Below are 15,046 nucleotides of genomic sequence, written 5' to 3' on the forward strand. Positions count from 1 at the left end.
TGATTTCTATTTTTTTTGCAAAAAAAGAAAAAGGCGTTGCAACTGATATTTAAAAATCATCAGTTTGCAACAGCCCCATTAATTTAATTTTATTATTTTTTCTTTCTCAAAGCAGAATAAACTGATAATAAAGATAAAATCAAAAATACAATAGTTATTGGTCTAGTCCATAAAAAAGAATAAGAACCTTCATACATTAAAACAGCTTTTCTTAAATTTGTTTCTAGCATCGGACCTAATATAACTGATAATACTATAGGAGAACTTGGCATTTTTATTTTTCCCATAATATAACCAATTATTCCAAATGCAAAAGTAACCCCTACATCGAAAAGACTATTATTCATAGAATAAGAACCAATTGTTGAAAGCATTAATATACTCGGTATCATTAGTGTTTTAGGAATTTCAACAATTCTACTATAAAATTTTATTCCTGCTAATCCAATAATGAGCAATAAAATGTTACCAAGTATCATTGAACTAAATAAACCATAAACAATTTCTGGATTTTGTTCAAATAATAAAGGACCTGGAGTTAAACCTTGAATTATAAGAGCACCCAATAAAACTGCTGCAACAGCATCTCCAGGAACACCAAGAGTTAAAAGAGGAACTAAAGCACCACCAGTAACCCCATTATTTCCAGCTTCAGGAGCTGAAATTCCAATCAAGCTTCCTTTACCAAATTTTTCATCTTTATTACTTCTTTTAGCTTCATTATAACAAACAAATGCAGCTATATCTGCTCCAGCTCCTGGAATAGAACCTATAAATGTACCAATTACACCTGATTTTATAATAGTAGGTAAACAATGCTTCAACTCTTTTAAATTCATATAAGATTTATCCATTGTTATATTTGTTTTAATTTCTTTTTCATCAATTAAAAGTTCTATTTGATTAAAAACCTCTGAAACAGCAAATAAACCAATCAATACTGGAATTACAGAAAATCCATTTAATAAATCTACAACATCAAAAGTAAATCTAGGATAACTAGTTATATAATCCATTCCAAATGTTGAAATTAATAGTCCAATAACTCCTGCAATAATCCCTTTAAGAAAATTTTCTGCAGAGATACTTGCTATTATAGTTAAACCAAATAAAGCTAATGCAAAATATTCAGGTGCTGAAAATCTTAAAGCAAACTTTGCTAAAAAAGGTGAGATTGTAACAAGAGCTATACAACTTATTAGCCCCCCACAAGCTGAAGCTATTGTCGAAACACTCAAAGCTTTAGCAGGATGCCCTTGTTTTACTAATGGATATCCATCAAAGCATGTAGCTGCTGATGCTGGAGTTCCAGGTGTATTCAATAAAATTGCTGAAATAGACCCACCATAGATAGCTCCTACATAAATTCCAACAAGCATTATTAAACCAGTTACAGCATCCATTCCAAAAGTAAACGGTAATAAAATAGCTACCCCCATTGTAGCTGTTAAGCCAGGTAAAGCTCCAATAATTATTCCACCTGTAACACCCAATATTAAATAAATAAAATTTCCTAATTGTAAAGCAGTCAATAAACCATCTAATAAATGTTGCACTATAATTCACTTTCCTTTCTAAATAAATATTCCTGTTGGTAATGATACTTTAAATATATATGTAAATAAAAGATATAATCCTAATGGAAATAATATCGAATATATTATTTTTAATAAAATTGAATTTTTTTTGAAAAGTGACATAATACTAAAAGAAAATAATACTGTAGATATTAAATATCCTAATTTTCCAATAATAAAAATATATATCGCAAAAATAAATATAGTAGCTAAAGTATATTTTATATTTTTATTTTCTTGAATCGTTTTATCTTTAGAAAAAAATAAAAATATACTTAAAATAATTAATATAAATCCTACAATTTTTGGAAAAAAGTCTGGTCCTAGTCCACTATCACCAATATAACTCATATCAAAATTATTTGCTGAATATATAATTATAGCACTTATTATACATAAAATTACAGAAAAAATTTTCTCTAACAAAATAACCTCCTCAAGTAAAAAAGGGAATTGGAAGAGCAATTCCCTTTTAAAATTTTATAATTTATAAAGTTTATTTTAAATTATCAATAATCTCTTTAATAACCATAGTATCTTCTTCTATGAAATTACCAAATTCTTCAGGGCCTAAATATTTTACTCCAAAATTAGCCTTTTCCATAAAGTCTATGAAATCATCAGATGAAGTTACATTTTTTATTGCTTTATTTAAAGTATCTATTATTTCAGGATTAGTTCCTTTAGGAACAGCTATTCCTCTCCAAGTTCCTGAAACAACATCATATCCTAATTCATTTAGTGTAGGAACCTCTGCTAAGCTTTCTATTCTTTCATTAGCCATTAAACCTAATGCTCTAAATTGTCCTGATTTTATTTGACCAATAGCTTCTCCAGGTCCCATTAAAGCGAAATCAGCATGATTTCCTAATAAAGCTGGAACTACTTCTCCTGCACCATTATATGGAATATGATTGAATTTAACTCCAATTTTATTTTCAATAGCTAAAGCATAAAAATTTGGTTTTGCTGTACTCGCAAATTTTACTTTTTCAGGTCTTTCTTTAGCATCTTTTATTAATTCATCAAAAGATTGATATTTAGAATCTTTTCCTACTAAAACAACAGTTGGATCCATATTAACTAAAGAAACTAAATCAAAATTTTTATAAGTTATTGGTGATAATTTCATCAAAGGTAATGAAACTATTTCTCTTGTTATCATTGTAATAGTATATCCATCTTTTTTTGATGTTGATCCATAAGTCATTCCTACAGCACCAGCTCCACCAGTTCTATTAACAATAATAACTGGTTGTCCCAATTCTTTCTCTAATAAACTTCCTAATTTTCTTGCTACAGCATCTGTTCCACCACCAGCAGCAAAAGGAACAACAAGATTTATATTTTTATTAGGATAACCTTTTGCAAAACTAAAAATACTTAGAATAAACATTAAAATCATACATAAAAACTTTTTCATTTTTCCTCCTTTTTCATACTGTACTATTTTATTACTTGTAGTGCTATAAAATTTACAATATGTATTTAAAATTCCATTAATAATTATACAACAATTTAAATATTAAGCAATTATTAATACAGTTATAAAGTTTCTTATATAGAACTATTTAAGAAACAACAATCAATAACCAAGTATTTATAATATTTTTATAGTTTCTTATATGAAACTTTATTTTTTTTAGATATTTTAATAAAACTAAAAACCCTCTCTAAATAATTATATAGTTATCTAGAGAGGGTTAAAATTTTAATTAGTCCTCATATCCATTAGGATGAGTTTTATGCCAATTCCAAGCAGTTTCTATAATTTTATCAAGAGTATTATACTTAGGTTTCCAATTTAACTCTCTCATTGCTTTTTCAGAAGTAGCTACAAGCTTAGCAGGATCCCCAGCTCTTCTAGGAGATACAACAGCAGGAATAGGGTGACCTGTTACCTTTCTAGTAACTTCTATTACCTCTTTAACAGAGAATCCCTCTCCATTACCTAAATTGAATATAGCACTCTCCTCTCCTTTATAAAGTCTTTTTAAAGCAAGGATATGTGCATCAGCAAGATCCATAACATGAATATAATCTCTTATGCAAGTTCCATCAGGAGTAGGATAGTCATCTCCATATATTCCTATACTCTCTCTCTTTCCTAGAGCAACTTGTAAAATTATAGGAATAAGGTGACTTTCAGGATTGTGATCCTCTCCGATCTCTCCACTTGGATGTGCCCCTGCAACATTGAAGTATCTCAATGCAGTAAATTTTATACCATAAGCTAGATCACACCATTTCATCATTTTTTCAACTGCTAACTTACTCTCTCCATAAGGATTAGTAGGGAAAGTCTTATCTGTTTCTAATATAGGGATATTTTCAGGCTCTCCATAAGTTGCAGCTGTTGAAGAGAAAACAATATGTTTAACTCCATGTTTTCTCATAGCTTTTAATAAGCAAAGAGTTCCATAAAAGTTATTTTCAAAATATTTTAATGGTTCAGTCATACTTTCACCAACTAGAGAGAAAGCAGCAAAGTCTATAACTCCCTCTATCTTATTTTCTTTGAACACTCTATCTAAAAACTCTTCATCTCTTAAATCACCAAGAACAAGCTTTGCTTTTTCATGTACTGCATCTACGTGTCCAGTTAAAAGATTATCTAAAACAACAACTTCCTCTCCACTATCTATAAGGGCTCTAGTTACATGACTTCCAATATAACCAGCACCACCACATACTAAAACTGACATAATTAACCTCCTTAAAATTAAATACTATTTATATGGTCAACAAATCTTAGTAAACCACTTTGTCCTTTCTCATCTCTTTTATACACTCCAGCATCTTCTAAAACTCTTGAGAAAGTTATACCTACTTCAGATTTTAATATATCATAAGCATTTTGAGAAGAGATTTTTTCATATTTTTTCATAATATTTTTAATCCACTCCAAATGTTTCTCAACTTTACTATCATTTTGTATTCTATTTTCATAGTCATTTTCAACTATATACCTACTTAAAATTTCCAACTCCTCTTTTAGTCTTCCAGGAAGAACAGCTAATCCCATAACCTCAATAAGCCCGATATTCTCTTTTTTAATATTGTGTACATCAGAGTGAGGGTGGAATATTCCAAGAGAATGCTCTTCACTAGTTCTATTATTTCTTAAAACTAGATCCAATTCAAATTTCTCTCCTCTTCTTCTTGCTATAGGAGTAATAGTGTTGTGTGGAGTATCTTCACTATAGGCAAGAATACCTAAAGCTTCATCACTGTATTCTCTCCAATTATTTAGGATTTTATCAGCTAAATCCACCAACTTTTCTCTATTTTTACTAGAGATTCTAATAACTGACATAGGCCACTTAACAATACCAGCTTCCACATCTTCAAATCCTTTAAATGATATTTTTTTCTCAATAGGAGCCTTAGCCATAGGAAATTCATGGTGTCCACCTTGGTAGTGATCGTGACTAAGAATAGAACCACCCACTATTGGTAGATCAGCATTAGATCCTAGGAAATAGTGTGGTAAAATCTCTGTAAAACCTGTTAATCTATTGAGAGCTTCTTTAGTTATCTTCATAGGTCTATGCTCTTTAGCAAAAACAATAGCATGTTCATTATAATATACATATGGAGAGTATTGCATAAACCACTCTTCATTAGTAAGAGTTAGAGGTATAACTCTATGATTTTGACGTGCAGGATGATTTAATCTACCAGAATATCCAACATTTTCATAACAAAGTAAGCATTTAGGATAAGAGGCTTGAGGCATCAATCTCTCTCTAGCAATATCTCTAGGATCTTTTTCTGGTTTTGAAAGATTTACTGTTATCTCCATATCTCCATACTCAGTAGATGAGAACCAATGCATATTTTTAGCTATTCTATCCACTCTTATATAGTTAGATTTTTGTGCAAAATCATAGTAGAAGTTTGTTGCACTCTCTACCCCTTTCTCTTGAGTAAGTTTTTCAAATTTATCTATAATTTGAGTAGCTGTAGGAGTTATTTTTCCCATTACTTTAGTATCAAAAAGATCTCTTAAAGTGATAGTATCCTCAATTATTGAGTTTTTAACAGCATAATCACAAATATTTTTTAATATCTCAGTAGGATAATCAGGAATCTCATTCTCAGTTATCTCTACCTCTTCCCATTCAGCTATATTTAGTAGTTCTAAGATCTCATTTCTAGCAATAATCTCATCATATTTACCTATCAATCCATTTTTTAATCCAAAAGCTAGTAATAGTTTGATCTCTTTAAAAATATTCATTAAAATTCCCCCAACTTTCTACTTCCATCACCTATCTTAGCAACATAAAAATCAGCAACTAAACCTGTTTTAGCTGTATATTTTTCTCCAACAGATTTGATAAAGTTATCTATATTTTCATCTTTAACAATACTAACTGTACAACCTCCAAATCCAGCACCAGTCATACGAGCTCCAATTACTCCTTCAGCTTCCCAAGCAGCTTCTACTAAAGAATCTAGCTCAAAACCAGTTACTTCATAATCATCTCTTAAAGAGATATGAGAGGCATTCATAAGCTTACCAAAAGATGTTATATCCCCTGATTTTAATTTTTGAACAGCTTCCACAGTTCTAGCATTTTCTGTTACAGCATGAGTAGCTCTTTTAAGTTGTTCTTCATCAGTTATGAAGTGTTTTACTTCATTGAATCTATCTACAGAAAGCTCTCCTAAGTATTTAATATCTATACCATTTTCATTTAAAACTTTTACAGCTGCTTCACAAGAAGCTCTTCTTTCATTATATTTAGAGTCAGCAAGTCCTCTTTTTTTATTAGTATTAGCTATAACTACAGAGGCACCATTTAAAGAGATAGGTGCATATTGATAGTTTAAAGAGTTGCAATCTAAAAGGATAGCATTATCTTTTTTACCCATACCAATAGCAAACTGATCCATAATTCCACAGTTTACACCTATAAATTGATTCTCTGCTTTTTGAGATAATTTAACCATTTCTACCATATCAATATCTAATTTAAAGAAATCTTTTAATACAACAGAAATAAGTAGTTCCAATGATGCAGATGATGAAAGTCCAGCACCATTAGGGATAGTTCCATTGATTAATATATCAAATCCAGAATCTATCTTATATCCAGCATCAATAAATGTTTTGATAACTCCCTTTGGATAGTTAGCCCAATTGTCCTCTTTTTTATTGATTAACTCATCTAATGTAAACTCTTTAATTCCTTCATCTACAAAGTTTAATGAGTACATTCTAAATCTATTATCATCTCTTTTTACTGCTATACCATAAGTTCCAAAATCAAGAGCACAAGGGAAAACAAAACCACCATTGTAGTCTGTATGTTCACCGATAAGATTAACTCTACCAGGAGAGAAGAAAGCTTCTACCTTTCCTTCATAATTAAAAACTCTTTTAAATTCTCCAACTAATTTTTCTATCATGTTTGACCTCCGATTGAAATATCTAATTACCTATCATAAGTATATAATATTTTGACAGTTAATAGAATTAAAAAGGTAAAAAAAATAAAAACTTATTAAACTTTATAAAATAAGTTTTGCTTTTAGAAGAAAATTGAGTAAAATATAGATAAAAGAGTATAGAAAGAGGGGGTTACCTTGAAAAAAGAAAATGTTAAATTGAAAATTTTGGAGTTGATAAAAGAAAAGAATGGAGTTTCAAGAATAGAAATATCTAGAATATTTGGAATTACTCCAGCTGCAGTTGGAAAAATAGTAAATGAATTTTTAGATAAAGAGATTGTTATAGAGGAGAGAATTGGGGAATCTACTGGTGGAAGAAAACCTACCCTACTCAATCTTAATAAAGAAAAAATAGGAAAAATTTTAGGAGTCTACTTTGCTCCTACCTTTGTAGTTTTAAATGTAGGAGATATTGACGGAAATAATTTTATCAGTAAAAAATTTAGACTTGGAGATCTTGGTGGAGATATAATCGGACAGACAGAAAAGCTTATTGGAGTTATTTTAAAGAGAACAAAGGGAATAAATATGATCTCTGTAGTAATGAATGGATTAGTGGACAGTGATAGGGGAATCTCTATATTTTCACCACACTATAATACTAAAAATATTCCCATTGTTGAGAGATTTGAAAAAAAATTTAAAAAGAGAGTTTTTATAGAGAATGACGTCAGAGCTATGGCTCTAGCAGAAAAAGTTTATGGACTATGCAGAGAGAACAATAATTTTGTAGTTTTAAATGTTGAAGAGGGAGTGGGAGGAAGTATATATTTAAATAATATGCTCTATCACGGATATGGCTCAATGTCAGGTGAATTAGGTCATATGGTTGTAAGAAGAAATAGTCTTGAAAAATGCTCTTGTGGAAAAAAAGGATGTTTAGAGACTGAGGTATCTAATAGAGCAATAATAAAAAAAGTAGTAGCTTCAATAAAGATAAATAACCAATATAGCTCTTTAAAAAAGATATTAGAAAAAGAGGGAATGTTAAAGATAAAGGATATTATAAGAGGAGTAGAGGAAAAGGATATGGTAAGTTTAACAGTTACAATGGAAGCTCTACACTATATAGCTCACGCCTTAGATATGATAATCTCTGTAATCAATCCAGAAAAAATAATAATATATGGAGATCTATTTCAAAGTGAATATATTTTTAAAAATATGTTAAAAGAGATCAGAAAGCTAACTTTAGACGAACAGTATTATCAAATTAAAAGAACAGAGTTTCAAGAGAGCATATATAATATAGCTCCTATGGCTTTAGCCAACTATATGTTATTTAGGTAGTACAAAAAGAAAAAGGCCTGATTGCTCAAGCCTTTTTCTCACTATATAAAACATCTTGGGGAAAGATTTTATGTATTAATAATAACATTAAATTGTGACATTTTCGTGACGAAGTTTCAAAAAAATATATTTTTTTATCAGAAAATATTTTTTAATGAAATTTTTGAAAAATAAATATTATTTTTTTTATAATTTAAATTTTTTTATTGAAAATGAGTGATAAATTATAATATAAACTTATCTAAATTCTCCTCGTTCTCCTCTTTTTTAAAGATTTTTTTAATATAGTTTATATCAATATTTATTTTTTTGCTCTCTTCATATGGAGCTTCAAACATAACCTCTCTCAATAGCTCTTCAATTACAGCCGACAATCTTCTAGCACCAATATTTTCAACTTTTTCATTTTGAGTTGCAGTTATCTCAGCTATCTTTTCAATAGCCCCCTTTGTAAAGTTAAGCTCCACATTATCCACAGCTAACATAGCTTTATATTGATCCAAAAGATTGTATTCTACTTCAGTAAGAATTTTAATAAAATCCTCTTTTTCAAGATTTTTTAACTTTATTTTAATTGGAAATCTTCCCTGTAATTCTGGCATCAAATCTGAAGGTGAGCTCTGTGAAAATGCTCCAGCAGCAATAAATAGAATGTGGTCAGTTTTAACAGGTCCAAATTTAGTCATAACAGTACTACCTTCAACTATTGGAAGTATATCTCTTTGTACACCTTGTCTAGAGACATCTCCCTTTCCACCACCCTCTCTTTCAGTGATTTTATCTATCTCATCAATAAATATAATTCCATTATTTTCAACATTTTCAATAACCTCATTATTTAAAGATTCAAGATCAATTTTTTTCTCAACCTCTTCATCTAAAAGTATAGAGATTGCATTTTTTACTGTAGTAGTAAATTTTTTAGACTTATTGGGAAGTGAAGACATCATCTGATCCAAAAAGCCACCAATATCCTCTCCTCCACCTGCAACAACCTCAATAATAGGTATATCATTATCTTTTTTAGGTCTATCTATCTCAATTTCAGTATCATCATACTTACCTTCAATAATATCCTTAACAATTTTCTCTTTTTCAGTGTCATTTAAGGTATTATAAGGTTTTAATAGTTTGGCAATTTTTTCAACAGCTATTTGAAAAGATTGCTCTCTTAAAGAGTTAAATTTATCCTCTTTCATCTTTCTGTATGTAAGAGCAACTAAATCTTTTATTATACTTTCAACATCTTTTCCCACATATCCAACTTCAGTGTATTTTGTAGCCTCCACCTTTAAAAATGGAGCATTGGCAATCTTAGCTATTCTTCTAGCTATCTCAGTTTTTCCAACACCTGTAGAACCTATAAGTATGATGTTTTTGGGTGTAATCTCTTTTCTTAAGTTTTCATCTTCTATCATCTTTCTTCTATCTCTATTTCTCAATGAAATAGCCACATTTTTTTTAGCTTCATCTTGTGAAATTATATATTTATTTAATTCCTCTAAGATTTTTTTAGGTGTAAGTTCTTTATTCATTCCCTATATCTCCTCTATTTTATAAATCTATTATCATAATATCTCTTAAAGCTTGTAAATTTTCAAATGTAGGTGTATCTATTCTAACTTTATAGGTTACTCTGTCATTGTACCCCTTATCAAGATACTCACCATTTCCATTATTAACTATGCTCTCTACCTCTCCAATTTTTTCATAATTGAAGTCTAGAAGATAGATTTTTCTCTCAACATACTCCTCTATTCCAGCTTCTTGTATAGCAAGTTTAGCTGTTTTAGCATAATTTCTAACCAAGCCACCAGCTCCCAACTTGATCCCTCCAAAATATCTAGTAGCAACAACAGCAAGATTAGTAACTTCCATATAGTTGATGATATCTCCCATAGGTTTCCCAGCAGTACCACTAGGCTCTCCATCATCATCTGTTTTAAAATACTCTTGACCATTATCTATAACTTTGTATGCTGAGCAATTATGAGTAGCATCTAAATGCTTTAATTTTATAGATTGAATAAATTGCTCCGCTTCAATCTTACTTCCAACAGGCTTAACATAACCAATAAACCTCGATTTTCTCTCTTCAAATTCAATAACATACTCTCTTGCAACACTTTTCATAAACTCTCTCCATTAAATAACTTTATATAAAAATTCAACTATAAATTGATAAGTTGGTATAATAAAATTATACAAAATTCCTGTCCAACTCAAAATCATAATAATAAATATACCATATCTATCCATATGAAATACACTCTCTCTTAAACTCTCACTACCAATAGAGGCAACCACCCTAGATCCATCTAATGGAGGTATAGGTATTAGATTAAATACAGCAAGTAAAATATTTAACTTAACCATATATATTACAGCCACTACTAAGTGCCATGATAAAAGAAATTCATACATATATTTAATCATAAAAATTCCTATAAAGGCAAGTAAAATATTTGCCGACACACCAGCTATTGCCACTAAAAACTCCCCAACTCTACCATATTTTAGTCTATAGTAATTTATTGGAACAGGCTTAGCCCAACCAAATACAAAAGATGACCCTGCTAAAATCGAGAGTATAGGGAAGAGTGTTCCTAGGGGATCTAGGTGTTTAAGCGGATTTAAACTGAGTCTTCCATAGATTTTTGCAGTGTTATCTCCACAGAGATAAGCTACAAAACCATGTGCTAATTCATGGATTAGCAAAGATATCAATAAAAGAGCTATATTTATAAAAATAGAGGGATCAAATAGAAGAGTTTTACCAAAAGTTAGTAAAAAATATATAAGTATAACTCCTAAAATTAATTTTGTTGAATTTGGCATATCTCTATTGAGATATTTTAGTTCTTTTAAAAATTTTTTCATTTTTTGTAGAATCCTTTCTAAATTTGAGTATAAACACTATTACTAAGAAAATAGGATAGAATAGTGTTAGGAAAATACTATCATCTTTATACTCTATGCTCATCAATGGAATTGAGTAAAATAGATTTACTGCTCTAGAAAATATATAATATGCAAAGTTTAAAAGGGGAACTATTAGAGATCCTAGATATATATTTTCTAGAAGTAGAGCTATAAAAGATAGTGAAATTACTATACTTCCAATTGGAAGTACAAATATGTTTGAAATAAATGATAAAACCTGTATCACACCAAAATTTTTTATTAAAAGTGGAGTGAGAAACAGTTGTATACTTAAGGTTAAAATTATACCCTCTATAAACTTAGACTTACCTTTATAGATTTTAGTTTTAATCCAAGGAAAAAATCCTACAATAGCCAAAACTGCTCCATAAGAAAGTTGAAATGAGATACTGAATATAGAAGCAGGATTGATTATTAGGAATATGACATAACTAAATACTAAAGATTTAGCTAGTTCAGTATTTTCATTAAAAATCTTACCTAAGAGGTAGATAGCTCCCATAATATATGCTCTATTGAGTGAAGGAGAATGCTGTACTCCAAGATAATAGATAGTTAATAAAACTAAGAGTAGCATATTTCTCTCTCTTTTTTTTAAGGGTAATTTTAAAGAGAGTAAAAAGGAGAAGAGAGAGATAACAAGGGTAATATGAAAACCAGATAGAGCCATCAGGTGTGAGATTCCTATATAGTTAAATTTAGCTCTCATCTCCCTTGAAAGTCTATAATTCTCTCCTAAAATAACAGCTTGAAACATCCGTCTAAAATCATAATCAAAATTTTTTAATAATGAGTTACTTCTCTCTTGAAAATACTGCTGAACTTTATTGGGAACAACAGATTCTAATTTTAATACATCTACCTCATAATATAGATTATTGTATTTTTTAGAGATATTTTTAACTTCAGCAACTACTAGGTACTCTCCTTCCTTGCAGTTGGATAGAGAGAGATAGGAGTTCTTTAGTGGATACCGTGTATCTATCTTCTCAATTTTACTGACAGCACCGTAATTAAAAACTTGAAACTCTTTGATATCTCCCATTTTAATAGAGTGGTCAAAGATAAAAATAGCTCTCAATAAAAATAAAAATGGGAGTAATATTAGAAATATATTTTTATTGCTATTGAAGATATAGAGTCCAACTATAAAAATGGAGCTCAATATGATACAGAGATTAAATGGTAAAAACATAAAACCAAATAATATAAGAGAAATCTCAAAAGCTATAATATATATAATTTCCATAATATCCTCCCATTGTACTACTCTTTATACCTATAATAAAAGAAAAATGAGATTAAAAATGATATAGATGAAACAATGGCTGTCAAGTAGATACCTGATTTTTCAACACCTTTTGGAGCTGTAGTTATAGCAGATAAAATATCTCCATTCCCAGCTACCAATATAATTGGAAGAATAAGAATAGATATCATAAATGCCATTTTTAAGAAAAATCCCTGTATACCAAAACAAACACCCTCAATTCTATTTCCACTCTCTTCACTAATTCTATTTCCGATCTCACTCAACATTGCCGGTGGAAAGATAAAAGCTGCTCCAGCTACTGGTATACCAATCAAAGTGAAAAGAGGATACCCAAATGAAACAGGAACCAGCTTACCTAATTGAGAAAGTAAGAGAGTAAAAATAATTAATAAACTTAAGCAGATTAACATTATCTTTCTATATCCATATTTTTTAGAAAGTTTATTTGTAGGATAGAAGCAAAGAGCTGACATTCCAAAAAGAAGTGCTGAAGCAATTGTGATAGCTCCCTTTCCCAAGCCCATAATATCCTCTATAAAATAGTTCATAATAGCTCTCAAATTATTGAACCCTATAAAGAAGAAGAGTAATCCAAATAGATAATTGATAAAATCTTTATTCTTGAAAACTGTACTCATAGTATCTTTAAAGTTTGCCTGTGAAGTCAAGCCTAAAGAGTATTTTTTTTCAGGAACAAGAAAGACTGTTATAAGTCCACCTACAATTACAAGAGCACATAGAGAGATAACCATACCCCTTATTCCAACCAGTGTATCTCCTCTTCCTAAAGTTTTAATTAAAGCTCCAGGAATTATCATAGCCACAGCTGTATAGATCAATCTAAAAATAGATTGCCAAGTGGAAAGATTCAACCTTTCCTCAGTTGTCTGTCCAATCTCAGGAATAAGAGAGTTGTAAGGAGCACCAACTATTGTATAAAATGTAAAGAAAAGTGACCCAACTCCAGCCAAATAAAAAAATGCTAATTTCTCATTATTCATAGGTGGATAGAAAAAAGCAACTGTAAATATAGCTAGTGGAATGATACCAATAGCTATAAAAGGAATTCTTCTCCCCCATCTAGTATTCACTTTGTCAGATAAAAATCCTACAAGTGGATCTGTAACCATATCAACTACTCTAGATATAACTAGAGCCATTGAGATAAAAAGTGGTGCCATAACAGGCTTTAATCCAGATGATTCAGGTGGTAGATAAAAATAGAGTATCCATTGAGCAAATATCTGATCAACAATGGCATAACTAACCCCTAAACCATAAAATATCTGTATATTCGTTGGTAATCTTCTACTCATTAATAATATCCTCCCTGTATATTATTGGTATTTTATACTCTTGATAACTATTGATTAATCTATAAAGCTTAGAACAATTTTCATTAAATTCAATCAATGAACAAACTTCCTCGGAAAAAGTTTCATTCATCTTTTTATATGAAGTTATAATTTTTTTATTATTGATCCCCTTTAAGAAGTTTAGATACTCACGCCCTCTATTGTTAAAACCTAAAATTTTAACATAGGGAATCTCTTTTTTTACCTGTTCAGTAATTTTGCAAGTAAGTCCCAACAAGATGTGCATTAATACTCTCTGTGTTCTTCCCAAAGTATACCTTTTATTAGTGATGTTTTTAAAAAAATCCTCATAATTTTCAAACTTCAGAGCATTTTCGTAGAGTCTATTTTCAAATCCAATCTCCAAATCCTGTATCTCAGATAGATTTCTATAATTTTTAATAAGTTCATATCTAATAAGAGGATAGAATCTCTCTATTGAGGTAAAATTTACATACTCTTTTAAAATATTAAAACTCTCTGGAGTCACTATATTTTGAAAATCTTGTTGATTTCTAATAGAGTCTCTAATCTTTGTAGCACTAGCAAAATTTCCAATGATATTTGTATCATGATACCCTACTTTCTCTCTCTTAAGGGTCTTTGGAACAATTTTACTCTGCCAGTAATTTATAGCTTTAATATACTCTAAGCCGAGAATATCATTTGAATTTAGCTCTTTTTCTCCAAGTATCTCTCTCATAGTTAGACTGTGTGCAGTAGGATAGGATAACCCCTCTTTCAATCTCTTTTTTAAATTTGCTTTAAAAACATCGCTCTCTTGAAGAGTTGATATTCTCTTTAAATCTTCAATATCTCCTGACTCAGAACCAAAAAATAATGAGTCACACTGCAGTTCTTCTAAAATACCAACAGCTCCCTTAGCAAAAATTTCAGCACTTTGAGAAGAGTAAAAAACAGGTAATTCAACTACCATATCCACTCCATTTGCTAAAGCCATCTTAGTTTTAGTCCATTTGTCAATTATAGAGGGTTCACCTCTTTGTACAAAATCTCCACTCATAATAGCTATTATAATATTTTGAGGATCTGTTTCACGAGCTTTTTGTAAATGATACTTATGTCCGTTGTGAAAAGGATTGTATTCCACTATTATTCCTGTGGCTTTCATCTTTTCTCCTTTCATT

13 protein-coding genes are annotated in these 15,046 nt (G+C 30.0%); 1 reads left to right on the top strand and 12 read right to left on the bottom strand.

What is annotated here, in order from left to right:
* Positions 1-92 precede the first annotated feature (92 nt).
* From ABNK64_RS00005 to ABNK64_RS00030, 6 genes are all read right to left on the bottom strand, one after another.
* Positions 93-1,556 (bottom strand): tripartite tricarboxylate transporter permease, encoded by a 1,464-nt coding sequence (locus ABNK64_RS00005; RefSeq protein ID WP_502878723.1) that lies wholly within the window; start codon positions 1,554-1,556, stop codon positions 93-95.
* An 18-nt stretch (positions 1,557-1,574) separates the two neighbouring features.
* On the bottom strand, positions 1,575-2,003 hold the full coding sequence (locus ABNK64_RS00010) for a tripartite tricarboxylate transporter TctB family protein (RefSeq protein ID WP_300343267.1): 429 nt from the start codon (positions 2,001-2,003) through the stop codon (positions 1,575-1,577).
* Between the two features lie 70 nt (positions 2,004-2,073).
* On the bottom strand, positions 2,074-3,000 hold the full coding sequence (locus tag ABNK64_RS00015; protein WP_300343269.1) for a tripartite tricarboxylate transporter substrate binding protein: 927 nt from the start codon (positions 2,998-3,000) through the stop codon (positions 2,074-2,076).
* Positions 3,001-3,292: 292 nt separating this feature from the next.
* The gene (galE, locus tag ABNK64_RS00020) at positions 3,293-4,282 is read right to left on the bottom strand and encodes a UDP-glucose 4-epimerase GalE (protein WP_300389305.1); all 990 of its coding nucleotides are present in this window, start codon (positions 4,280-4,282) and stop codon (positions 3,293-3,295) included.
* Positions 4,283-4,299: 17 nt separating this feature from the next.
* Positions 4,300-5,820 (bottom strand): UDP-glucose--hexose-1-phosphate uridylyltransferase, encoded by a 1,521-nt coding sequence (galT, locus tag ABNK64_RS00025; protein WP_349763072.1) that lies wholly within the window; start codon positions 5,818-5,820, stop codon positions 4,300-4,302.
* Positions 5,820-6,995 carry a galactokinase gene (locus ABNK64_RS00030; protein ID WP_349763073.1) on the bottom strand — a complete coding sequence of 392 codons (1,176 nt, stop codon included), beginning with the start codon at positions 6,993-6,995 and terminating at the stop codon, positions 5,820-5,822. The genes galT and ABNK64_RS00030 overlap by 1 nt, the downstream gene beginning before the upstream one ends.
* Positions 6,996-7,172: 177 nt before the next feature.
* Here ABNK64_RS00030 and ABNK64_RS00035 point away from each other — a divergent pair, with 177 nt between their 5' ends.
* Complete coding sequence (locus ABNK64_RS00035) at positions 7,173-8,327, top strand: ROK family transcriptional regulator (RefSeq protein ID WP_349763074.1); 1,155 nt, start codon at positions 7,173-7,175, stop codon at positions 8,325-8,327.
* Between the two features lie 224 nt (positions 8,328-8,551).
* Here the strand turns inward: ABNK64_RS00035 and hslU are convergent, their stop codons facing one another.
* Genes hslU through ABNK64_RS00065 form a run of 6 tightly spaced genes read right to left on the bottom strand, consistent with a single transcriptional unit; the run spans position 8,552 to position 15,030 of the window.
* Entirely contained in the window at positions 8,552-9,862 is a 1,311-nt protein-coding gene (hslU, locus tag ABNK64_RS00040) for an ATP-dependent protease ATPase subunit HslU (protein ID WP_349763075.1), read from the bottom strand.
* Between the two features lie 19 nt (positions 9,863-9,881).
* The gene (locus ABNK64_RS00045) at positions 9,882-10,460 is read right to left on the bottom strand and encodes an IMPACT family protein (RefSeq protein ID WP_291255473.1); all 579 of its coding nucleotides are present in this window, start codon (positions 10,458-10,460) and stop codon (positions 9,882-9,884) included.
* Between the two features lie 12 nt (positions 10,461-10,472).
* Positions 10,473-11,207 (bottom strand): site-2 protease family protein, encoded by a 735-nt coding sequence (locus ABNK64_RS00050; protein ID WP_349763076.1) that lies wholly within the window; start codon positions 11,205-11,207, stop codon positions 10,473-10,475.
* Positions 11,170-12,519: a ComEC/Rec2 family competence protein gene (locus ABNK64_RS00055; RefSeq protein WP_349763077.1), complete on the bottom strand. Its 1,350-nt coding sequence runs from the start codon at positions 12,517-12,519 to the stop codon at positions 11,170-11,172. Before ABNK64_RS00055 ends, ABNK64_RS00050 begins: the two co-directional genes overlap by 38 nt.
* A gap of 17 nt (positions 12,520-12,536) precedes the next feature.
* Positions 12,537-13,859, bottom strand: coding sequence for an MFS transporter (locus ABNK64_RS00060; protein ID WP_291255470.1), 1,323 nt, complete (start codon positions 13,857-13,859; stop codon positions 12,537-12,539).
* Positions 13,852-15,030, bottom strand: coding sequence for a nucleotidyltransferase (locus tag ABNK64_RS00065; RefSeq protein ID WP_349763078.1), 1,179 nt, complete (start codon positions 15,028-15,030; stop codon positions 13,852-13,854). The genes ABNK64_RS00060 and ABNK64_RS00065 overlap by 8 nt, the downstream gene beginning before the upstream one ends.
* Between the last annotated feature and the right edge of the window lie 16 nt (positions 15,031-15,046).

The organism is Fusobacterium sp. SYSU M8D902 (assembly GCF_040199715.1).
Taxonomy (GTDB): Bacteria; Fusobacteriota; Fusobacteriia; order Fusobacteriales; family Fusobacteriaceae; genus Fusobacterium_A.

Coding starts and splice junctions, on each gene's coding strand:
- ABNK64_RS00055 (WP_349763077.1), bottom strand. CDS start 12,519: ATGGAAATTATATATATTATAGCTTTTGAGATTTCTCTTATATTATTT.
- ABNK64_RS00065 (WP_349763078.1), bottom strand. CDS start 15,030: ATGAAAGCCACAGGAATAATAGTGGAATACAATCCTTTTCACAACGGA.
- ABNK64_RS00045 (WP_291255473.1), bottom strand. CDS start 10,460: ATGAAAAGTGTTGCAAGAGAGTATGTTATTGAATTTGAAGAGAGAAAA.
- galT (WP_349763072.1), bottom strand. CDS start 5,820: ATGAATATTTTTAAAGAGATCAAACTATTACTAGCTTTTGGATTAAAA.
- ABNK64_RS00060 (WP_291255470.1), bottom strand. CDS start 13,859: ATGAGTAGAAGATTACCAACGAATATACAGATATTTTATGGTTTAGGG.
- hslU (WP_349763075.1), bottom strand. CDS start 9,862: ATGAATAAAGAACTTACACCTAAAAAAATCTTAGAGGAATTAAATAAA.
- galE (WP_300389305.1), bottom strand. CDS start 4,282: ATGTCAGTTTTAGTATGTGGTGGTGCTGGTTATATTGGAAGTCATGTA.
- ABNK64_RS00015 (WP_300343269.1), bottom strand. CDS start 3,000: ATGAAAAAGTTTTTATGTATGATTTTAATGTTTATTCTAAGTATTTTT.
- ABNK64_RS00030 (WP_349763073.1), bottom strand. CDS start 6,995: ATGATAGAAAAATTAGTTGGAGAATTTAAAAGAGTTTTTAATTATGAA.
- ABNK64_RS00050 (WP_349763076.1), bottom strand. CDS start 11,207: ATGAAAAAATTTTTAAAAGAACTAAAATATCTCAATAGAGATATGCCA.